Here is a 20049-nt window from a genome sequence, read left to right as displayed (position 1 = left end):
TCTGGCAGGCTGGTCCCGTGGACGACATCGACCGGGCCATCCTGCGCGAACTGCAGAGCGACGGCCGCATTCCCTATGCCGAGCTGGGGCCGAAAGTGGGCCTCTCGCCCTCCGCTGCGCGGCAGCGGCTGCAGCGGCTGATCGACAGCAAGGTGGTGCAGGTCGTCGGCGTCACCGACCCGATGGCGATGGGCGGCCAGGCGATGGCCCTCCTGGGCGTCCGCGTGGACGGCGACGCGCGGACGGTGGCGGACGCGCTCGGTCAGCGCGAAGAGGTCGTCTACTCGGTGCTGACCTCGGGTCAGTACGACCTGTTCGTCGAGGTGGTCTGTCGGGAACCGCGTGCGCTGCTGGATTTCATCAACGACGTGGTCCGGCCGATCGACGGTGTCGCGGCGGTGGACAACTTCCCGTACTTCGGGATCCACACCCACCGCTTCGGCTGGGATCTGGGATAACGGCAACCAACACCCAGGGGCGCGAGGAACTGCGCGACAGGCCACCGTGTGTGGTGTGTCGCTGAACGAGCAGGGCCATCCGCAGTGGGTGGTTGCTCGCGCGTGCAGTTGATCAAGCAGAGCCTCGCGCCCCTGATGGTGCTACCGCAGGTCAGCTTTCGAGGGAGGTCATGACGTGCTTGATGCGGGTGTAGTCCTCGAAGCCGTAGGAGGAGAGGTCCTTGCCGTAGCCGGACTTCTTGAAGCCGCCGTGCGGCATCTCCGCGACCAGCGGGATGTGGGTGTTGATCCACACCGCGCCGAAGTCGAGGCGCTTGGCCATGCGCATCGCACGCCCGTGGTCCTTCGTCCACACCGAGGACGCCAGCGCGAACTCGACGCCGTTGGCGTTGCGGACGGCCTCGGCCTCGTCGGAGAACTTCTGCACGGTGATGACCGGGCCGAAGACCTCGTTCTGGATGATCTCGTCGTCCTGGTTCAGGCCGGAGACGACCGTCGGGGCGTAGAAGTAGCCCTTCTCGCCGACCCGGTGGCCACCGGCCTCGACCTTGGCGTGAGCCGGGAGCCGGTCGATGAAGCCGGTCACCTGGGCGAGCTGGTTGGCGTTGTTCAGCGGGCCGTAGAGCACGTCCTCGTCGTCCGGCAGGCCGGTCTTGGTCTCGGACGCGGCCTTCGCCAGCTGCGCGACGAACTCGTCGTGGATCGACTCGTGCACCAGTACGCGGGTCGCGGCGGTGCAGTCCTGGCCGGCGTTGAAGTAACCGGCGACGGAGATGCCCTCGACCGCCGAGGCGATGTCCGCGTCCTCGAAGACCACGACCGGGGCCTTGCCGCCCAGCTCCAGGTGCACCCGCTTGACGTCCTTGGCCGCCGACGCCGCCACCTGCATACCGGCCCGCACCGAACCCGTGATCGACGCCATCGCCGGAGTCTCGTGCTCCACCATCAGACGCCCGGTCTCCCGGTCACCGCACACCACGTTGAACACACCGGGCGGCAGGCCCATCTCATCAAACACAGCCCCGATGATCTCGGCGAGCAGCACCGTGGACGCCGGGGTCGTGTCGGACGGCTTGAGCACCACCGCGTTGCCCGCCGCGATCGCCGGCGCGAACTTCCACACCGCCATCATCATCGGGTAGTTCCACGGCGCGACCTGCGCACACACCCCGACCGGCTCACGGCGGATGATCGAGGTCATCCCGTCCATGTACTCCGCCGCCGACTTGCCCTCCAGCATCCGCGCCGCACCCGCGAAGAAGCGGATCTGGTCCACCATCGGCGGGATCTCCTCCGACGCGGTCAGCCCCAGCGGCTTGCCGGTGTTCTTCGACTCGGTCGCCACCAGCTCCTCGGCCCGCGCCTCGACCGCGTCCGCGATCTTCAGCAGGGCCAGCTGACGCTGCGAGGGGGTGGTGTCCCGCCACGCCTCGAACGCCGCCGCCGCCGCGGCCATGGCCGCGTTCACGTCCGCCTCCCCCGACAGCGGCGCGGTGGCGTAGACCTCACCCGTCGTCGGATCGATGACCTCGGTGGTGCGACCGTCCGCCGCATCCGTGAACGCGCCGTTGATGTAGTTGCGCAGCTTCAGGAGCTCGCTCACTTCGGACCTCTCCTCGACTTCATGCTCGGGCGACGTCGTTGTCGTCGCGCCCAGCGTAGCTCTGTACTGCGGTAATCGACAGACCCGACCGGAGACAACGATGGATTCAGTACTGATTTCAAGCAATCGCGACGGATTCACTTGCGAACGCGCGATCGATCGGGCATGGTGAGCTTCGTGGCCAACCGCGACCGGAACGCCAGCGTTCCACTCGATTCCGTCTCCAAGGCGATCATCGAACAGCTTCAGGAGGACGGGCGACGCCCGTACGCGAGCATCGGCAAGGCCGTGGGCCTGTCCGAAGCCGCCGTGCGACAGCGCGTCCAGAAGCTGCTCGACCAGGGTGTCATGCAGATCGTGGCGGTGACGGATCCGCTCACCGTCGGGTTCTCCCGACAGGCGATGGTCGGCATCACCGTAGAAGGTGATATCGAGCCGGTCGCCGACGCGTTGGCCCAGATGGACGAGGTGGACTACGTCGTGGTCACCGCAGGCTCGTTCGACCTGATGGCCGAACTGATCTGCGAGGACGACGAACACCTCCTCGAACTGATCAACAAGCGCATCCGCGCGCTGCCCGGCGTGCGGAGAACCGAGAGTTTCGTTTATCTGAAACTCCGGAAACAGACCTACACCTGGGGTACCAGATGAGCGCCGAGACGGTCGCCAAGGACCTTTCCAAGACCGCCTACGACCACCTGTGGATGCACTTCACCCGCATGTCGTCGTACGAGAACAACCCTGTGCCGACCATCGTGCGCGGCGAGGGCGAGTACATCTTCGACTCCAACGGCCGCAAGTACCTGGACGGCCTCGCCGGTCTGTTCGTGGTTCAGGCCGGTCACGGTCGCAAGGAGCTGGCCGAGGTCGCGCGGAAGCAGGCCGAGCAGCTGGCCTTCTTCCCCATCTGGAGCTACGCCCACCCGTCCGCCATCGAGCTGGCCGAGCGTCTGGCGAGCTACGCCCCCGGCGACCTGAACAAGGTCTTCTTCACCACCGGTGGCGGCGAGGCCGTCGAGACCGCGTGGAAGCTGGCCAAGCAGTACTTCAAGCTGACCGGCGAGCCCACCAAGTACAAGGTGATCTCCCGCGCGGTGGCCTACCACGGCACCCCGCAGGGCGCCCTGTCCATCACCGGCCTGCCGGCTCTGAAGGCCCCCTTCGAGCCGCTGGTCCCGGGCGCCCACAAGGTCCCCAACACCAACATCTACCGCGCCCCGCTGTTCGGCCACGACCCGGTGGCCTACGGCCGCTGGTGCGCCGACCAGATCGAGCAGGAGATCCTGTTCGAGGGCCCGGAGACGGTCGCCGCCGTCTTCCTGGAGCCGGTGCAGAACGCCGGTGGCTGCTTCCCGCCGCCGCCCGGATACTTCCAGCGCGTGCGCGAGATCTGCGACCAGTACAACGTGCTGCTGGTCTCGGACGAGACGATCTGCGCCTTCGGCCGTCTCGGCACGATGTTCGCCTGCGACAAGTTCGACTACATCCCCGACATCATCACCTGCGCCAAGGGCATGACCTCGGGTTACTCCCCCATCGGTGCGGCGATCATCTCCGACCGTCTGGCGGAGCCGTTCTACAAGCAGGACAACACCTTCCTGCACGGCTACACCTTCGGCGGCCACCCGGTCTCCTCCGCGGTGGCGCTGGCCAACCTCGACATCTTCGAGCGCGAGGGCCTGAACAAGCACGTCCTGGAGAACGAGGGCGCGTTCCTCTCGACGCTGCAGAAGCTGCACGACCTGCCGATCGTCGGCGACGTCCGCGGCAACGGCTTCTTCTACGGCATCGAGCTGGTGACCGACAAGGCCACCAAGGCGTCGTTCTCGGACGAGCAGTGCGAGCGCGTGCTCTACGGCTTCCTGTCGAAGGCGCTCTTCGACGCCGGCCTGTACTGCCGCGCCGACGACCGTGGCGACCCGGTCATCCAGCTCTCGCCGCCGCTGACCGCCGACCAGTCGACCTTCGACGAGATCGAGCAGATCCTCCGCGGCGTGCTCACCGAGGCGTGGACGAAGCTGTAAGGCTTCCCCCGGAGACTTTTTGTCACCACCCTCCGCCGCAGGGCGGTCCTGACCACTTCGGTCGGGGCCGCCCTGTGGTGTTTCCGGTCGCAGGCGGTGTTTCCGGTCGCGGGCAGGCACAGGTGGGGCCGGCCGGGCACAGCCGGCCCCGCATTTGGGCCACAATCGGACACTCGAACGAGTGATAAACGCGACACGACGCCAAAAACGCCACGCAACCGGCACGTGCCTCCCTCGTTCTAGTCTGTGAGCCACCATCTCGCAGTAAGCGGAGGAAGTCGTGAGCGTCGCCCCACCGGACAACGACGTGCTGTGGGCACGCGCGCTGGTCAAATCGCACCACGGCACCCCGGCGCTGCGCGGCGTCTCCCTGGGCGTGCGCGAGGGCGAGGTGCTGGCCGTCGCCGGACCGCGTGGCTGCGGCAAGTCGACGCTGCTCGACGTGCTCAGCGGGATGCTGCCCGCCGACGAGGGCGAGATCTGGTTCAACAGCTCTCCCGTTCACACGCTCGGCCGAGCGGGCCGGGAGCGGTTGCGCCGCGAGCGCTTCGGCTACGTCGGCCCCGAGCCGCAGCTGGTGCCCGAGCTCAACGGCCGCGAGAACGTCGCCCTGCCGATGTTGCTGGCCGGCCTGCCGCGCAAGGCTGCCGCCGCCACGGCGAGCGAATGGCTGGAGCGGCTGGACGTCGCGGACTGCGCCAAGCGGCGCCCGGCCGAGCTGCTGCAGGATCAGCGCCAGCGGATCGCGGTCGCGCGGGCACTGGCCTCGACCCCGGCCGTGGTCTTCGCCGACGAGCCGACGGCCCCGCTGCACCGCGAGTCGCAGGACCAGGTCATGCGGATACTCCTCGCCGCGTCGCGGTCCCACAAGATCACGCTTATTCTGGCGACACACGACGCGAGCGTGGCCAGATACGCCAACCGGGTGGCAGTGATGGCGGACGGACGGCTCGCCACCCCTGTCGACGCCCGGGACGCCGTCGCGCTGAGTGAGCTCGAAGAGGACGCCCGCACGTGTTCTACCTCCGTGTAGCGCGCGGCTACCGCGCGCTCGACCTGCTGCGCTGGACGCTGACCGCCACCGCTTCCGCCGCTGTCGCGGCACTGTTGCTGCGCGCGCTCGGCCGTGCGCTCTCCGCAGGCGTGCCCTCCCCCGCCGCGCCGGCACTGGAGCGGCTGCTCTGGTGTCTGCCCGCGCTGGCGGCGGTCACCTATCTGGCGGCGGCCTGGGCGCGGGCCCTGCCGCTGCAGCAGCCGGAACGGGTCGCCGGGCTGGTCGCGGCCGGCGTCGGGCCGGTACGGCTACGGCTGCTGCTGGCCGGTGAGATAGCGCTGGCCTGCGCGTTCGGCGCGCTGCTGGCGCTGGGCGGCTTCCTGCTGCTCCGCGGCCACGTCCTGGAACTGCTGCCCGACGGAAAGCTGAACGCGGCGCTGGGCGTGCGCGGCTCGCTGCCGGTCGCAGGAACGATCACTCTGCTGGCCGTGGTGCCGCTGCTGGGCGGCGTGGCCGCCGCGGCGGCAGTCCGGCCGTCGGACGTCGTCCCGGTCGACGGCTCGGACGAACCGCAGCGACGGCCGACGCTGCTGCGCATCGCGATGGCGGCGGCGCTGCCGGCCGCGGGAACGCTCATCGTGGTGACCGCCGTCCGGGTGAACGGCGCGGAGGCGGCGGCGGTGGGCTGGGTCATCGCGGTCGTCGGCATCGCGGTCGCGGTTCCGGTGCTGCTCTACGGCGCGGGCCAGGCGCTGGCGTGGGGCCGGCCGCGCGCGGCCAGGCTGATGGCGGGCCGCGGCCTGCAGGCGCAGGCCTGGCGGCTGGGCACCCCGCTCGCGGTGCTCGCGGTCGCCGGCGCGGTGGGCGTCGTCGCCGCGATGCGGTACGCCTCCTCCACGCACCGGCCGGTGGGCCCGCTGCCGGTGATCGAGGCGGGGCTGGTCGCCCTCTGCGTCCTCGGCGCGCTGCTCACCCGGCTGGCCGAACTCGCCGGCGCGCACCGCGCGGCGTACGCGCCGCTCCGACGCATGGGCGCGCCGACCTCGATGCTGCAGGCGTCCGTCGCGCTGCGCACCGGCGCGGCGGGTCTGGTCGTGCTCGCCGCAGGCGCCGGCGCGGGCCTGCTCGCGGCGGCGGCGCTGAGCGTCTGACCCAGACTCAGCTTGCGGCCGGGTTCCCGCTGCTGGGCTTGGCGCGGACGTGCATGCGCTCGCCCTGGCGGCCGAAGAGGCTGAGCACCTCGACCGGACGGCCGTCCGCGCTGCTGAACCAGTGCGGCAGCCGGGTGTCGAACTCGGCGGCCTCCCCGGGGCCGAGGGTCAGGTCGTGGTCGGCGAGGACCAGCCGCAGGCGGCCGTCCAGCACGTAGAGCCACTCGTAGCCCTCGTGGGTCCGGAGATCCGGATCGACGCCCCGGTCATTGATGATCATCTTGTACGCCTGGAGCGGTCCTGGACCGCGCGTCAGCGGGATGACGGTGCCGCCGTTCGGCATGGCCCGGGGCGTGAGCCGCACCCGCGGGTCGCCCACCTCCGGGGCGCCGACCAGGTCGTCCAGCGGCACCCGGTACGCGGCGGCGAGCGGCAGCAGAAGCTCCAGGCTTGGGCGTCGCTGTCCGGATTCGAGCCGGGACAGAGTGCTCTTGGAGATGCCTGTCTCCTCGGACAGCGCGGCCAGCGTGAGCCCGCGCTTGGCGCGCAGCTGCCGGAGCCGGGGCGCGACCTCGTCGAGGACGGTCTGGTACGGCGACGGTTCGTCCATGCGGGCATTTCATCCCGCCGTCCCGGAATTGGCAACAGGAGTTGCCGCGTCCGACCCGGCGGGTGCACGCTCCAGGGCATGAGCGCACACCAGGACTCCGGACACGCACACGGCCCCCAACGACACGGTCACGGCAGCGGCCACGGGAACGGGAACGGCCACGGCCATGCCCACCAGAGCAGCGAGATCGACTGGGAGGTGATGGCCACCCAGCTGGAGACCAGCGGCGAACTCCAGCTTCCCGTCCTGCACGGGACGGCGGCCCGACTCAGGGAGCAGTTCGCGCCGGAGCACCAGGTGCGCCGCGTCCTCGACATCGGCAGCGGGCCCGGCGTGATGACCTGTGTCCTCGCCGAGGCCTTCGCGGACGCCGAGGCCGTCGCCGTGGACGGCACCCCCGCGCTGCTGGAGCGCACCCTGGCGCGTGCCGAGCGGCTCGGCCTCGGCGGCCGGGTGTCCGTCCTCCACAGCGAGCTGCCGGAAGGCCTGGCCGACCTCGGCGAGGCCGATCTGATCTGGAGCAGCAAGGCCGTGCACCACATCGGCGATCAGCAGTCCGTGCTGGACGCGCTCACCGGCCTGCTTCGGCCCGGCGGGGTGCTCGCCGTGGCGGAGGGCGGACTGCCAATGCGCTTCCTCCCCCGCGACATCGGGCTGGGCCGCCCGGGTCTCCAGGCCAGGATCGACGCCGTCCTGGAGGAGTTGTTCGCAGTCATGCGGGCCGAGCTGCCCGACAGCAAGCCCGTCGTCGAGGACTGGCCCGCGATGCTCCGTCGCGCCGGGCTCGCCGAGGTCCAGAGCTTCACTCTCCTGCTCGACCTGCCGGCCCCGCTGGACGAGACGGCCCGCGCCTTCCTGCACGGCCACCTGAGCCGGGCCAGGGAGTCCATGCGGGAAACCCTGGCCGCCGACGACGTCAAGACGCTTGACGTCCTGCTCGACCTGGACGCGCCGGAGGGCATCCTGCGGCGGTCCGACGCTTTCCTGCTGTCCGCCACCACGGTCGTCACGGGCGTGCGGCCGCAGTGAGGTGATGAGAGACGACAGGCCCGGAGCGCGTCGACGCGCTCTGGGCCTGCTGTCGTTCGGGCGAGGACTCAGCCGGCGGCAGCCAACTGGCCGCAGGCGCCGTCGATCTCCTGGCCGCGGGTGTCGCGGACGGTGACCGGGACGCCGTGGGACTGGAGCCTGCGGACGAACTCGCGCTCGTCCTCCGGGCGGGAGGCGGTCCACTTAGAGCCCGGCGTGGGGTTCAGCGGGATCAGGTTCACGTGGGCGCGGTGGTTCTTCAGCAGCCGGCCCAGCAGGTCGGCCCGCCACGCCTGGTCGTTGATGTCCTTGATCAGCGCGTACTCGATCGAGATCCGGCGACCGGACTTGTCGGCGTAGTCCCAGGCGGCGTCCAGCACCTCCTCGACGTTCCAGCGGGTGTTGACCGGGACCAGCTCATTCCGCAGCTCGTCGTCCGGCGCGTGGAGCGAGACGGCGAGGCGAACGCTCAGCCCCTCCTCCGACATCCGGTTGATCGCCGGGACCAGGCCCACCGTGGAGACGGTGATGCCGCGCTGGGACAGCCCGAAGCCGGACGGGGCCGGATCGGTCAGCCGGTGGATCGCGGCGATGACACGCTTGTAGTTGGCCAGGGGTTCGCCCATGCCCATGAAGACCACGTTGGAGAGCCGCACCGCGCGCGCCTCGCCGTCCTCGCCCGCCTTCGCGCCACCGAACTCACCGTCCCTGATCGCCCGCATGCCCGCGGCGATCTGCTCGACGATCTCCGCCGTGGACAGGTTGCGGGTCAGCCCGGCCTGGCCCGTGGCGCAGAACGGGCAGTTCATCCCGCACCCCGCCTGAGAACTGATGCACATGGTGACCCGGTCCGGGTAGCGCATCAGCACGGACTCGACGAGCACGCCGTCGAAGAGCTTCCAGAGCGTCTTGCGAGTGGAGTCGTCGTCGCAGGAGACGTGCCGCACCTCGGTCATCAGCTCGGGCAGCAGCGCCTCGGCAAGCTTCTCGCGCGACGCGGCCGGGATGTCCGTCCACTCGTCCGCGCGCGCGGCGAGGCGGCCGAAGTACTGACGCGAGAGCTGGTCCGCACGGAACGGCTTCTCGCCGAGCTCGGCGATCGCCTCGCGCCGCTCGGCGGCGCTGAGGTCGGCAAGGTGACGCGGCGGCTTGGCACCACGAGGAGCGACGAAGGTGAGTTCACCGGGCTTAGGCATAGTTCCTCCAGTGTCGCAGATCGGAACGGACCGCCCGGAGGGCACCGTTCTCCGGCTGCTGCGACACGCTCGAAGCTGCTGCCTAGGCTGGAAGGTGGAGGTGGTGGAGATGTTGGCACAGACAGCACTGAGGGCCGTCATTCCGGCGACCGATCTGGAGCGTGCCAAGCGGTTCTACCGCGACACCCTCGGCCTCAAGCTGGTCGAGGAGCTGGAGGGAGCGCTCTACTTCCAGAGCGGCGATGCCATGTTCACGGTCTACCCGACGCCCAGCGGCGGCAAGGCCGGACATACGGTGGCCGGCTGGCAGGTGGCGGACCTCGACGCGGAAATGACCGACCTTCGCGGTCGCGGTGTCACGTTCGAGGAGTACGACCTGCCCGGCCTCAAGACGGTCGACGGCGTGGCGGACACCGGTGGCATGCGCGGTGCCTGGTTCAAGGACAGCGAGGGGAACATCCTCGGCGTGGTCCAGGGCAAGGGTTCGTAGCGCGAGAATGCCGCAGGCCCCGCCGCGGTGCGGCGGGGCCTGCGGACCGACGATCAGACCGCCGGGGCCGGCTCGAGCTTGGGGTTCGGGCCGTACTTGTTCTCGGCGGCCTCACCCTCGGTGGCATAGAAGACAATCAGCGCGATGACGCCGACACAGGTGAGGGCGATGAGCAGCCACCAGCCGGAGCGGCCAGTGTCGTGCAGACGGCGGATGGCGACCGCGAGCCCCGGAAGGAGCACCGCCAGACCGTAGATCCCGTAGATGATCTGCGTGCCGATCGCCGCGCCGATGCCGTAGAGCACGGCCGCGATGACAAAGTTGATCAGGGCGTACATCCAGAATTCCTGGCGGCGTGCTCTACCGCTGAATCCGACGTAGTTCTTGATGACCGCCAGGTACCAGTTCACGGGACTTCCCTTCATGGGCTCCCTCGGGAGCCGCTGCGCACTTTTGTTCGAGCAGCGCAGAAGGTATGGGTCCGTGAAGAGTCAGGTCAAGACAGTTTGCGCGCTGTTCCTCAACCCGCCCCGACAAATCCCACCAGAACGAGCCAGACCACTGGTGCCGTCGGCAGCAGCGAGTCCAGCCGGTCCATGATTCCGCCGTGGCCCGGCAGCAGCGTGCCCATGTCCTTGATGCCGAGGTCGCGCTTGATCATCGACTCGCCCAGGTCACCGAGAGTGGCGCTGATCGCGACGCACGCGCCCAGCACCAGGCCCTGCCACCAGGAGCCGTTCGTGATGAACAGCTGCATCCCGACCGCGCCTGCGGCCATGCAGAGCAGCACGCCGCCGACCAGGCCCTCGCGGGTCTTGCCGGGGCTGATGCGCGGGGCCAGCTTGTGCTTGCCGAAGCGCGAGCCCGCCGCGTAGGCGCCGGTGTCGCTGCAGACGGTCAGCACGAGGAACATGGCGACCCGCTGCGGGCCGTCGTGCGCGGCCAGCATCAGCATCACGAAGGTGGCCAGGAACGGCACATAGAAGGCGGTGAAGATGCCCGCCGTGACGTCCCGCAGGTAGTTCTCCGGCGGCTCGGTCATCCGCCAGACCAGCACCGCCAGCGAGGTCAGCGCCAGCGCCACCACAGCGGCCTGCGGGCCGCCGAGATAGGCGGCCACCTCCATCGCCGCACCGCCGACCAGCAACGGGATCAGCGGAACGCGGATGCCCTTGGCCTCCGTCAGCCTGCTGGTGAGCTCCCACATACCGACGCAGATGGCCGCGACGACGACGCCGACGAACAGCCACTTGACCACGAAGAGCGACGCCACGATGACCACGCCGAGGCCGAGGCCCACCCCGACCGCAGCACGGAGATCGCGACCGGCCTTGGGCGTCGCCTTGGCGGCTGCCGCCGGAGCGGGAGCTGCGCCGGGCTGCTGGTCAGGCTGCTGCGCGGGCTGCGGCTCGGGGGCGGGAGGCATGTACTGAGTGTGCGCCATGGCCTCGCCGCCCCGCAGATCGAACTGCTGCTCGTGCTGCTGCCCGTACGGCTGCGGGTGCTGCTGCGGGTGCTGCTCGTAGGGCTGCCCGTAAGCCTGCTGATACGGCTGCGGGTGGCCGACCTGGTGCGGGTGGTCGACCACCGGCGGCATCAGCGTGGTGGCCTGATCGTCGCCGAGCGGCGCCGATCCCTCCGGCGGCGTTCCGTGGCCCTGTGCGCGGGCCCCGGCACCCTTGTCTCCAAGAGTGGGCCCCCAGAAGGAATCGTCGTTCATCAGACCTCGAGCAGCTCGGCTTCCTTGTGCTTGAGCAGCTCGTCCACCTGGGCGACGTAGCGGCCGGTGACGTCGTCGAGCTCCTTCTCGGCGCGGCGCACCTCGTCCTCGCCCGCCTCACCGTCCTTGACCATCTTGTCGAGCGTGTCCTTGGCCTTGCGGCGGACGTTGCGGATCGAGATCTTCGCGTCCTCGGCCTTGTTGCGCGCGACCTTGATGTACTCCTTGCGGCGCTCCTCCGTCAGCTGCGGGAAGTTCACGCGGATGATGGAACCGTCGTTGCTCGGGTTGACGCCGAGGTCGGAGTTGCGGATCGCCTCCTCGATCACCCGGAGCGAGGTCTTGTCGAACGGCGAGACGACCGCCATCCGCGGCTCCGGCACCGAGAACGAGGCCAGCTGGTTGATCGGGGTCATCGCGCCGTAGTACTCGGCCACGATCTTGGCGAACATCGCGGGGTGCGCACGGCCGGTGCGGATCGCGGCGAAGTCGTCCTTGGCCACGCTGACGGCCTTCTCCATCTTCTCCTCGGCCTCGAGGAGGGTCTCTTCGATCACAATCTGCTCCTGTCCGGGGCGACCCGGTCTCGAACTGCTGGAACTGCTTCGCTACTACCGGGCACGTTTGCCGAGGACCGCCCGGTTGTCCATCCCCCGCGCTGACGCGCGCCACGCGCGTCAGGCGGAGGGCGCGTCCGCGCTGATCAACGTACCGATCTTCTCACTGCGCACGGCCCGGGCGATATTGCCCTCCTTGAGCAGCTCGAAGACGCGGATCGGCAGGTTGTTGTCCTTGCAGAGCGTGATCGCGGTCAGGTCGGCGACCTTGAGGTCCCTGGCGATCACCTCGGAGTATTCCAGGGAGTCGAACTTGACTGCGTCCGGGTTGCTGCGCGGGTCGGAGTCGTAGACCCCGTCGACGCCGTTCTTGCCCATGAGCAGGACCTCGGCGTGGATCTCCAGCGCACGCTGGACGGCCGTCGTGTCGGTGGAGAAGTAGGGCATGCCCATACCGGCGCCGAAGATCACGACGCGGCCCTTCTCCAGGTGTCGCACGGCGCGCAGCGGCAGGTACGGCTCGGCGACCTGGCCCATCGTGATCGCAGTCTGGACCCGCGTCTCGATGCCCTCCTTGTTGAGGAAGTCCTGCAGCGCCAGGCTGTTCATCACGGTGCCGAGCATGCCCATGTAGTCCGAGCGGGCCCGGTCCATGCCGCGCTGCTGCAGCTCGGCACCGCGGAAGAAGTTGCCTCCGCCGATGACCACCGCGACCTCGGTGCCGCCGCGCACCACCGTCGCGATCTCGCGCGCGATCGCGTGGACGACGTCGGGGTCGACCCCGAGGCCGCCGCCGCCGGCGAATGCCTCGCCGGAAAGCTTGAGCAGTACGCGGCGACGCGTGGTGCCCTCGTCAGCGGTCATCTGCATCGGCTCCTCCTTGAAGCACTGTGAAGCTTGTGAAGCTCGGGTACACAAGAAGAGGCCACTGCCGTCGGCACCGGTTCGGTTACCTGCACGGCAGTGGCCTCCTTGTCGTTCTCACGACTCACATCGTAGGGGCTGGCCGGGGCCGGCCCCGTCGCTCGATCCGAAGGATCAGGCGCCGACGCGGAAGCGGGCGAAGCGGACCAGCTTGACGCCGGCCTCGTCCAGGACCTTCTGGACGGTCTTCTTGTTGTCCTTGGCGTAGGCCTGGTCCAGGACCGCGTTCTCCTTGACGAAGCCGGTCACGCGACCCTCGACGATCTTCGCCAGGGCAGCCTCGGGCTTGCCCTCCTCACGCGCGGTGGCCTCGGCGATGCGGCGCTCGTTGTCGAGCACCTCGGCCGGGATGTCCTCGCGGGACAGGTAGGTCGGGCCGAAGGCGGCGATGTGCTGCGCGACGCCCTTGGCCACCTCCTCGTTCTCGCCGTCCAGCTCGACCAGGACGCCGATGGCCGGGGGGAGGTCCGGGTCGGTGCGGTGCATGTAGACGTTCACGTACGCGCCGCCGGTGAACTGGGCGAAGCGACGGAAGACGATCTTCTCGCCCAGGCTGGCGTTGGCCTCGTCCACGAACTGCTGGACGGTCTTGCCGGGCTGGATCTCGGCGGCCAGGGCGGCGTCGATGTCGGCCGGGGAGGTGCGGGCGACGAAGGCGGCCAGCTCGTTGGCGACGGCCACGAACTTGTCACCCTTGGCGACGAAGTCGGTCTCGCAGTTCAGCTCGACCAGGACGCCGGAGGTGCCCTCGATCAGGGAGACGACGGCGCCGTTGGAGGCGTCGCGGCCCTCACGCTTGGCCACACCCTTCTGGCCCTTGATGCGGAGCAGCTCGACGGCCTTCTCGACGTCGCCCTCGGCCTCCTCGATCGCCTTCTTGCAGTCCATCATCCCGGCGCCGGTGAGCTCACGGAGCTTCTTGACGTCCGCGGCGGTGAAGTTCGCCATGGTTCCTGAATCTCTTCTCGCGTTGTCTTTGGAAGGAAGCGAAAATTCGCGACCGTTCGACACACGGGAGGGGTACGCCGGCGCTTGCCGCCGTACCCCTCCCAGGTCAAGCGGTTCAGGCCTGCTCGGCCTCGGTGACCTCGGCGGTGACCTCAGCAGCGGCCTCGGCCTCGGCGGCGGGGGCCTCGGCGGCCTCGGCGTCGGCGACCTTCTCGGTCTCGGCGGAGGTCTGGACCTCAGCCTCGTCGGCCTTCTTCTCGGCACCGGCGAGCTGCTCGAGCTCCCACTCGGCCAGCGGCTCGGCCGCAGCGGCGTCGGCCGGCTTGACGTCGCCCTTGGCAGCGCCGGAGCGGGCCATCAGGCCCTCGGCGACGGCGTCGGCGACCACGCGGGTCAGCAGGGTGACCGAGCGGATGGCGTCGTCGTTGCCCGGGATCTTGTAGTCGACCTCGTCGGGGTCGCAGTTGGTGTCCAGGATCGCGACGACCGGGATGTTCAGCTTGCGAGCCTCGCCGACGGCGATGTGCTCCTTCTTGGTGTCGACGATCCACACGGCGGACGGCACGCGCTGCATGTCGCGGATACCGCCGAGGGTCTTCTCCAGCTTCTCGTACTCACGCTGGAGCACGAGGAGCTCCTTCTTGGTGAGCCCGGAACCGGGCACATCCGTGAAGTCGATCTCGCCGAGCTCCTTGAGGCGCTGCAGACGCTTGTAGACGGTGGAGAAGTTGGTCAGCATGCCGCCGAGCCAGCGCTGGTTCACGTAGGGCATGCCCACGCGGGTGGCCTGCTCGGCGATGGCCTCCTGGGCCTGCTTCTTGGTGCCGACGAAGAGGACGGAGCCGCCGTGGGCGACCGTCTCCTTGACGAACTCGTAGGCGCGGTCGATGTAGTTCAGCGACTGCAGCAGGTCGATGATGTAGATGCCGTTGCGCTCCGTGAAGATGAAGCGCTTCATCTTCGGGTTCCAACGACGGGTCTGGTGACCGAAGTGGACGCCGCTTTCCAGCAGCTCCCGCATCGTGACGACGGCCATGGCCGTACTCCTTGAGATTGCTCGGTTGTCCGCCGCGGCCGGTGGCCGTGGCGCCTGACGCCCTTGTTGTGTGCCGGCTCCTGCGGGCGCTCCGATCGGATCGAAATCAGATCGGGGGCCGAAGGACCGAGCGGCACTGCGTCGGAGGCCGACGCCGGGCGTGCGAAGTCGACCCGGCACGCCGGGTCGCGAAAGAAGTGTACGGGAAGCAACGGACGGCTAGCGACTCGCGGCGGGCGCCGGGGCTCACTCGTCCGAGTGGCGGAGTTTTCCACAGGGCCTGGTTGTCCACAAGTGGGCTGCGGTGGGCGGGGGTTACCGGCCGGGAGGAGCAGAGTGCGGGCCATGACGCGCACCGATTCAGCTTTTGCCCCTGCTTCCCCTGTTCCACCGCTGCCTCCCCTGCCGGGCGGGCGGCGGGTGCTGCTGGCGCTCGGGCTGCTGATCTGGCTGGCCATGGCTCTGCTCGGCCCGCCGGGGAGGGCGCACGCGGGGGTGAGCCCTGGCCTGGGCGCAGCGGGTTGGGGCGCGCAGCTGGTGCGGCCGCTGCCGACGGGCGGCACGCTCGCGGATGTGCTGCGGCGCTTCGATCCGCCGCCGGTGCGATGGGCCGCCGGGCACCGCGGGGTGGATCTGGCCGCGCCGGTGGGGGCGGCGGTGCGGTCGGTGCGACCCGGTGTGGTCTCCTACGTCGGCGAGATCGCGGGCAAGCCGGTGGTCTCGGTGGAGCTTGCGGGTTCCGGCTCGCCTCCGCTGCGGACGACCTTCGAGCCGGTGGAGGCGAAGGTGGCGGTCGGCCAGGCGGTGGCGGCCGGGCAGGTCATCGGCACGATCGCGGCGCGGGGCGGCCACTGCCCGGTCAGCTGCCTGCACTGGGGACTGCTCCGGGGTCACCATTACCTCGATCCGCTGGCCCTGGTGGGCCCCGGTCAGGCGCGGCTGCTCCCGCTGACGCCCTCCAGCACGAGAGCCACGGCGGCGTCGGTGATCACCTCGGGCCGCTCGGCGGCGTCCCCGAACTCCAACCGCTTGGCGGCGGCCTCGACGGTTCCCTGGAGCAGCACGGCGGCGAGCGCCGGCTGCGGGTGCCCGAGCTCCGCGAGCGCGTCGACGATCGGCCCGACCAGCTGTCCGTGCGCCGCGCGGATACGGCCGCGCGCGGCGTCGTCGAGCTCCATCGCGGAGATCGCGGCGACGGCCCGGTGGCGGGGGTCGCCCGCCAGGGCGAGCTGCGCCCGGACGTAGGCCTCGACGCGCGCGGCGGGCGTCGGCTCCGCGGCCACGGCGTCGGCCACCTCGGCGGCCCAGGCCGGGAAGTCGACGGCGCAGAGCTCCTCGACGACCGCGGCGCGGGACTTGAAGTACTCGTAGACCGACGACCGGGCCAAGCCGGTGCGCGCGGCCAGCTGGGGGAAGGTCAGCGCCTCCATGCCCCCGGCGGCGAGAAGCTCCCGCGCTGCGGCGAGGAGGGCGTCGCGCTGCAGCCGACGGTGTTCGACGAGAGTGGCAGCTCGGATCTTCGGCACCCCTCCAGGTTAGCGGCGACTCCGGCGAGCCCGTCAGCGCGCGTCGGAGAGCTTCGCGCGCAGCTGCAGCACGGCCTTGGTGTGGATCTGGCTGACCCGGCTCTCCGTGACCCCGAGCACCTGGCCGATCTCCGCCAGGGTCAGGCCCTCGTAGTAGTAGAGGCTGACCACCGTCTTCTCCCGGTCCGGGAGCGTGTTGATCGCCCGCGCCAGCAGGCGTCGCACCTCGCGGCTCTCGGCGACCTCCTCGGGGTCGTCCGCCGCCTGGTCGACCAGCGTGTCGACGAGGCTGCCGCGGTGCTCCCCGCTGTCGCCCGAGGCGTGCAGGAGCTCGTCGAGGGCGACCACGTTCGCGAGGGAGAGCTGGCTGAAGATGCCGTGCAGTTCCTCGATCTGGATGCCCATCTCGGCGGCAACCTCGGAGTCCCCCGGCGTGCGGCGCAGGCTGACTTCGAGCGTGGCGTAGGCGCGTTCCACGGCGCGTGCCTTCTGCCGGATCGAGCGTGGGATCCAGTCCAGTGCGCGGAGCTCGTCGATGATCGCGCCGCGGATCCTGCTGATGGCGTACGTCTCGAACTTGATCGCCCGGTCCGGGTCGAACTTCTCGATGGCGTCGATCAGCCCGAAGACGCCCGAGGAGACGAAGTCCGCCTGCTCGACGTTGGCGGGCAGGCCGACGCCCACGCGACCGGCCACGTACTTCACCAGCGGCGAGTAGTGCAGGATCAGCTGCTCTCGCAGGCGGGGGTCGCCGGTCTGCTTGTAGGCGCGCCAGAGCTCGTCCACCGTGCGCACCCGCGCGCTGCGGGGGCCGGGGATACTTCGGGGCTCCCCTGCCGGGGAGCTGGCGTACCTGGACATGCGTCGCTTGAGCCGTTCTACCGATCCATTGGGCCATTCAACGGAACGGTTGTGAGCGTAGCGTGACGAAGTGGTTTCCGAGCGCTATCACGAGGCCTTGCACGCCGGATTCAGCCTCCAGTGCGCCCCCAGCCGTTCGACCAGGCCGAGCGAGGCGAGCTCGTAGAGGCGGGACAGCACCACGTCGGGGCCCAGCAGTGAGCGCTGGACCAGGGATTCCACGGTGGTTCCGCGCGCCGCGGCGGGGAGCGATTCGAGCACGCGCAGAGTCTCGGGGGCGAGCGCGTCCCGCAGGCGTTCGCGCCCCTCCGGGGTGGCGGCGAGGTCGGCGCCGATCGCGCCGACCTGCTCGATGACCTCGGGCGCGTCCCCGACCAGCAGGGCGCCCCGGCGGATCAGCTCGTGCGTCCCGGCCGAGAGCGAGCTGGTAACCGGTCCTGGCACGGCCATGACGTGACGGCCGAGGTCCCCGGCCCACCGGGCGGTGTTGAGCGAACCGCTGCGGCGGGCGGCCTCGACCACGACGGTGCCACGGGTGAGCGCGGCGATCACGCGGTTGCGCTGGAGGAATCGCGGGCGGTTGGGGTGCGCGCCGAGCGGCAGCTCGCTGAGCAGCAGGCCGCGTTCGGCGATGCGCCGCAGCAGTTGGTCGTTGGAGCGCGGATAGACCTGGTCGACCCCGCAGGCGAGGACGCCGACCGTCGGCCCGCCGACGGCGAGGGCGCCACGGTGCGCGGCGGCGTCGACGCCGAAGGCAGCTCCGGAGAAGACCGTCCAGCCGCGCTCGGTGAGGCCGGCGGCGAAGTCCGCGGCCATCCGCTGGCCGTACCCCGTACACGCGCGGGCCCCGACCACGGCGACGGACCGCACGGCGAGCACGCGCAGCCCGCCAGCGCCACGCGCCCACAGCGCGACAGGGCGCGCGACGCCCAGATCGTCCAACTGCGTCGGCCATCCCGGCTCCCCGGGACAGATGAGCCGCGCCCCGATCAGCGCGCCGTGTGCCAACTCCCGCTCCCCGTCCGGCGCGGCGACGCCTGCCGGCAGGGCGCGTACAAGCCGCTCGAGCGCCCGCTCGGGCCCGTACTCCTCGATCACCGCCCCGGCCCGCTCGTCCCCCGGCTCAACGATCCGCGTCAACGCGGCGCACGCGACACGCTCGGAGGTGACGAGGTCCTCGGCGGGGGTGGTCATGGCCGCTCCTGACGTACGGGGGTGCAGATGCATGAAGGGACCTGGCCCCGTGCCAGGGGCTCGCTTCTGGACGAGACCTGGCACGGGACCGCTCTGGGCCCGCAATGAGGCGGGCTAGAAGCAGGGTTCCGGGGGTGGGGCGTCGCGGATATGGGCGCCGCGGAGGGCGAGGGCGGTGCGGACGTGGGTGCGGTTGGGGCGGTCGGAGCCGGAGAGGTCGGCGACGGTCCAGGAGACGCGGAGGACGCGGTCGAGGCCGCGGGCGGTGAGGAAGCCGCGTTCCATCTCGCGCTCCGCGTCGCGCAGCGCCTCGGGGCCGAGCGGATAGCGGGTGCGCAGTTCGTGGCCGGGGACCTCGCCGTTCACACGCCATGGTGTGCCCGCGTAGCGGGCCGCCGCGCGTTCGCGGGCGGTGAGGACCCGGGCCGCGACCACCGCCGTGGACTCCGCCGGGGACTCGCGCTGGAGCAGCTGGGCCCGGCTGACCGCGTCGACCTGGACGCGGAGATCCACCCGGTCGAGCAGCGGTCCGCTCAGGCGAGCCTGGTAGCGGCTGACCATCGTCGGCGTGCACTCGCAGGACTCCCCGCGCCGCGACCACCGGCCGCACGGGCAGGGGTTCGCTGCGAGCAGCAGCAGGAAGCGGGCCGGCAGTCGCATCGAGCCCGCCGAGCGGGCGACGAGCACCTCGCCCGACTCCAGCGGCTGGCGCAGGGCGTCGAGAACCCGCACCGAGAACTCCGGAGCCTCGTCCAGGAACAGCACCCCGCGATGGGCCAGCGAGGCCGCGCCCGGGCGGGGCAGACCGCTGCCGCCGCCGACGATGGCGGGCATCGTCGTCGAATGGTGCGGGGCACAGTACGGCGCGTTGCGGACGAGCGGCCGGCCGGCCGGGAGCAGGCCCGCGATCGAGTGGATCGCGGTGACCTCCAGCGCCTCGCGCGGGAGCAGCGGGGGCAGGATGCCGGGGAGTCGCTCGGCCAGCATGGTTTTGCCGGCTCCTGGCGGCCCCTTCAGGAAGAGGTGGTGCCCGCCGGCTGCCGCCAGTTCCAGTGCGCGGCGGGCTTCGAACTGGCCGGCCACGTCGGCGAGATCCTTCTTCCAGTCGCCGTCCTCGCCGCTGTGCCGCACGCCGATGCCCGGCAGGGATAGACCGGCGAGGGCCGGATCGGGCCCCGACCCGAACAGTGGATCCGGGGGCTCCTCCGGCTCCGGCTCGCCGCCCAGCAGAGCGATCAGCTGCCGCAGCGAGCGCACCGCCAGCACCTCGACGCCCGGCACCAGCGCGGCCTCCGCCGCCGTCGCCTGCGGGACGGCGACCTTCGCGTAGCCGGCATCGGCCGCGGCGAGGACGGCGGGCAGCACGCCGCGCACCGGCCGGGCGCGGCCGTCCAGGCTGAGCTCGCCGACCAGCAGCAGCCGCTCGATCGACTCCGGCCGCAGCCGCTCCGCCGCCGCGAGGACCGCGCAGGCGATGGCCAGGTCGAAGCCGGAACCGCTCTTGGGCACCGAGGCCGGAGAGAGGCCCACGGTCAGCTTCTTCAACGGCCACCGCTCGCCGCTGTTCACCACCGCCGCGCGAACGCGGTCGCGCGATTCGTTGATCGCCTTGTCAGGCAGCCCCACGATCGTGAAGGCGGCGAGGCCGGGCTCCAGATCGGCCTGAACCTCGACCACCACTCCGTCCACCCCGATCAGCGCGACCGAACCGGTGCGGGCGAAGACCAT

Annotated in this window: 20 protein-coding genes and 1 pseudogene; 8 read left to right on the top strand and 13 right to left on the bottom strand. The window is 70.5% G+C overall.

Going from position 1 to position 20049, the window contains the following annotated elements:
* Nucleotides 1–17 precede the first annotated feature (17 nt).
* Nucleotides 18–458: an Lrp/AsnC family transcriptional regulator gene (locus ABIA32_RS23260; protein WP_370098699.1), complete on the top strand. Its 441-nt coding sequence runs from the start codon at nucleotides 18–20 to the stop codon at nucleotides 456–458.
* A gap of 151 nt (nucleotides 459–609) precedes the next feature.
* On the opposite strand, the gene ABIA32_RS23255 is transcribed toward ABIA32_RS23260, so the two are convergent.
* Nucleotides 610–2061, bottom strand: a complete 1452-nt coding sequence (locus tag ABIA32_RS23255; RefSeq protein ID WP_370098696.1) for a gamma-aminobutyraldehyde dehydrogenase — start codon at nucleotides 2059–2061, stop codon at nucleotides 610–612.
* A gap of 165 nt (nucleotides 2062–2226) precedes the next feature.
* Between ABIA32_RS23255 and ABIA32_RS23250 the strand changes: the two genes are divergently transcribed.
* The 4 genes from ABIA32_RS23250 (at nucleotide 2227) to ABIA32_RS23235 (ending at nucleotide 6230) form a co-directional block, all read left to right on the top strand.
* The gene (locus tag ABIA32_RS23250; protein ID WP_370098693.1) at nucleotides 2227–2712 is read left to right on the top strand and encodes an Lrp/AsnC family transcriptional regulator; all 486 of its coding nucleotides are present in this window, start codon (nucleotides 2227–2229) and stop codon (nucleotides 2710–2712) included.
* Nucleotides 2709–4085 carry an aspartate aminotransferase family protein gene (locus ABIA32_RS23245; RefSeq protein ID WP_370098690.1) on the top strand — a complete coding sequence of 459 codons (1377 nt, stop codon included), beginning with the start codon at nucleotides 2709–2711 and terminating at the stop codon, nucleotides 4083–4085. The genes ABIA32_RS23250 and ABIA32_RS23245 overlap by 4 nt, the downstream gene beginning before the upstream one ends.
* A 280-nt stretch (nucleotides 4086–4365) precedes the next feature.
* Nucleotides 4366–5118, top strand: coding sequence for an ABC transporter ATP-binding protein (locus ABIA32_RS23240; RefSeq protein WP_370098687.1), 753 nt, complete (start codon nucleotides 4366–4368; stop codon nucleotides 5116–5118).
* Entirely contained in the window at nucleotides 5100–6230 is a 1131-nt protein-coding gene (locus ABIA32_RS23235) for a hypothetical protein (RefSeq protein WP_370098685.1), read from the top strand. The genes ABIA32_RS23240 and ABIA32_RS23235 overlap by 19 nt, the downstream gene beginning before the upstream one ends.
* Before the next feature lie 7 nt (nucleotides 6231–6237).
* Here ABIA32_RS23235 and ABIA32_RS23230 read toward each other — a convergent pair whose 3' ends face one another.
* Entirely contained in the window at nucleotides 6238–6840 is a 603-nt protein-coding gene (locus ABIA32_RS23230; RefSeq protein ID WP_370098682.1) for a helix-turn-helix domain-containing protein, read from the bottom strand.
* Nucleotides 6841–6918: 78 nt separating this feature from the next.
* On the opposite strand from ABIA32_RS23230, the gene ABIA32_RS23225 reads away from it, so the two are divergent.
* A complete protein-coding gene (locus tag ABIA32_RS23225) occupies nucleotides 6919–7869 on the top strand; it encodes a trans-aconitate 2-methyltransferase (protein ID WP_370098679.1) in 951 nt (316 codons plus the stop codon).
* Between the two features lie 68 nt (nucleotides 7870–7937).
* Here the strand turns inward: ABIA32_RS23225 and rlmN are convergent, their stop codons facing one another.
* Nucleotides 7938–9065: a 23S rRNA (adenine(2503)-C(2))-methyltransferase RlmN gene (gene rlmN / locus ABIA32_RS23220; protein ID WP_370098676.1), complete on the bottom strand. Its 1128-nt coding sequence runs from the start codon at nucleotides 9063–9065 to the stop codon at nucleotides 7938–7940.
* Between the two features lie 109 nt (nucleotides 9066–9174).
* Between rlmN and ABIA32_RS23215 the strand changes: the two genes are divergently transcribed.
* On the top strand, nucleotides 9175–9555 hold the full coding sequence (locus tag ABIA32_RS23215) for a VOC family protein (RefSeq protein WP_370098674.1): 381 nt from the start codon (nucleotides 9175–9177) through the stop codon (nucleotides 9553–9555).
* 53 nt (nucleotides 9556–9608) lie between these two features.
* Here ABIA32_RS23215 and ABIA32_RS23210 read toward each other — a convergent pair whose 3' ends face one another.
* The 6 genes from ABIA32_RS23210 to rpsB all read right to left on the bottom strand — a co-directional run bounded on the left by ABIA32_RS23210 (nucleotide 9609) and on the right by rpsB (nucleotide 14740).
* Nucleotides 9609–9965, bottom strand: coding sequence for a DUF805 domain-containing protein (locus ABIA32_RS23210; RefSeq protein WP_370098671.1), 357 nt, complete (start codon nucleotides 9963–9965; stop codon nucleotides 9609–9611).
* A gap of 110 nt (nucleotides 9966–10075) precedes the next feature.
* Nucleotides 10076–11275, bottom strand: a complete 1200-nt coding sequence (locus tag ABIA32_RS23205; protein ID WP_370098668.1) for a phosphatidate cytidylyltransferase — start codon at nucleotides 11273–11275, stop codon at nucleotides 10076–10078.
* On the bottom strand, nucleotides 11275–11832 hold the full coding sequence (gene frr, locus ABIA32_RS23200; RefSeq protein ID WP_370098666.1) for a ribosome recycling factor: 558 nt from the start codon (nucleotides 11830–11832) through the stop codon (nucleotides 11275–11277). Before frr ends, ABIA32_RS23205 begins: the two co-directional genes overlap by 1 nt.
* Nucleotides 11833–11952: 120 nt before the next feature.
* Nucleotides 11953–12696, bottom strand: coding sequence for a UMP kinase (gene pyrH / locus ABIA32_RS23195; protein ID WP_370098663.1), 744 nt, complete (start codon nucleotides 12694–12696; stop codon nucleotides 11953–11955).
* Between the two features lie 174 nt (nucleotides 12697–12870).
* A complete protein-coding gene (gene tsf / locus ABIA32_RS23190; protein ID WP_370098660.1) occupies nucleotides 12871–13704 on the bottom strand; it encodes a translation elongation factor Ts in 834 nt (277 codons plus the stop codon).
* Nucleotides 13705–13819: 115 nt separating this feature from the next.
* Entirely contained in the window at nucleotides 13820–14740 is a 921-nt protein-coding gene (rpsB, locus tag ABIA32_RS23185; RefSeq protein WP_370098657.1) for a 30S ribosomal protein S2, read from the bottom strand.
* Nucleotides 14741–15085: 345 nt separating this feature from the next.
* Here rpsB and ABIA32_RS23180 point away from each other — a divergent pair.
* Nucleotides 15086–15589, top strand: a pseudogene (locus ABIA32_RS23180) (peptidoglycan DD-metalloendopeptidase family protein); the annotation flags it as partial.
* Between the two features lie 80 nt (nucleotides 15590–15669).
* Here ABIA32_RS23180 and ABIA32_RS23175 read toward each other — a convergent pair.
* The 4 genes from ABIA32_RS23175 to ABIA32_RS23160 form a co-directional block, all read right to left on the bottom strand.
* Nucleotides 15670–16266: a TetR/AcrR family transcriptional regulator gene (locus ABIA32_RS23175; protein ID WP_370098654.1), complete on the bottom strand. Its 597-nt coding sequence runs from the start codon at nucleotides 16264–16266 to the stop codon at nucleotides 15670–15672.
* 33 nt (nucleotides 16267–16299) lie between these two features.
* Nucleotides 16300–17127 carry an RNA polymerase sigma factor WhiG gene (whiG, locus tag ABIA32_RS23170; RefSeq protein WP_370098651.1) on the bottom strand — a complete coding sequence of 276 codons (828 nt, stop codon included), beginning with the start codon at nucleotides 17125–17127 and terminating at the stop codon, nucleotides 16300–16302.
* An 87-nt stretch (nucleotides 17128–17214) separates the two neighbouring features.
* On the bottom strand, nucleotides 17215–18321 hold the full coding sequence (gene dprA, locus ABIA32_RS23165) for a DNA-processing protein DprA (RefSeq protein ID WP_370098648.1): 1107 nt from the start codon (nucleotides 18319–18321) through the stop codon (nucleotides 17215–17217).
* 114 nt (nucleotides 18322–18435) lie between these two features.
* On the bottom strand, nucleotides 18436–20049 hold the full coding sequence (locus ABIA32_RS23160) for a YifB family Mg chelatase-like AAA ATPase (RefSeq protein ID WP_370098646.1): 1614 nt from the start codon (nucleotides 20047–20049) through the stop codon (nucleotides 18436–18438).

This window comes from Streptacidiphilus sp. MAP12-20 (assembly GCF_041262525.1).
Taxonomy (GTDB): domain Bacteria; phylum Actinomycetota; class Actinomycetes; order Streptomycetales; family Streptomycetaceae; genus Streptacidiphilus.
The sequence above is the reverse complement of the archived record's forward strand: the minus strand, read 5'-3'. Positions and strand labels throughout refer to the sequence as shown.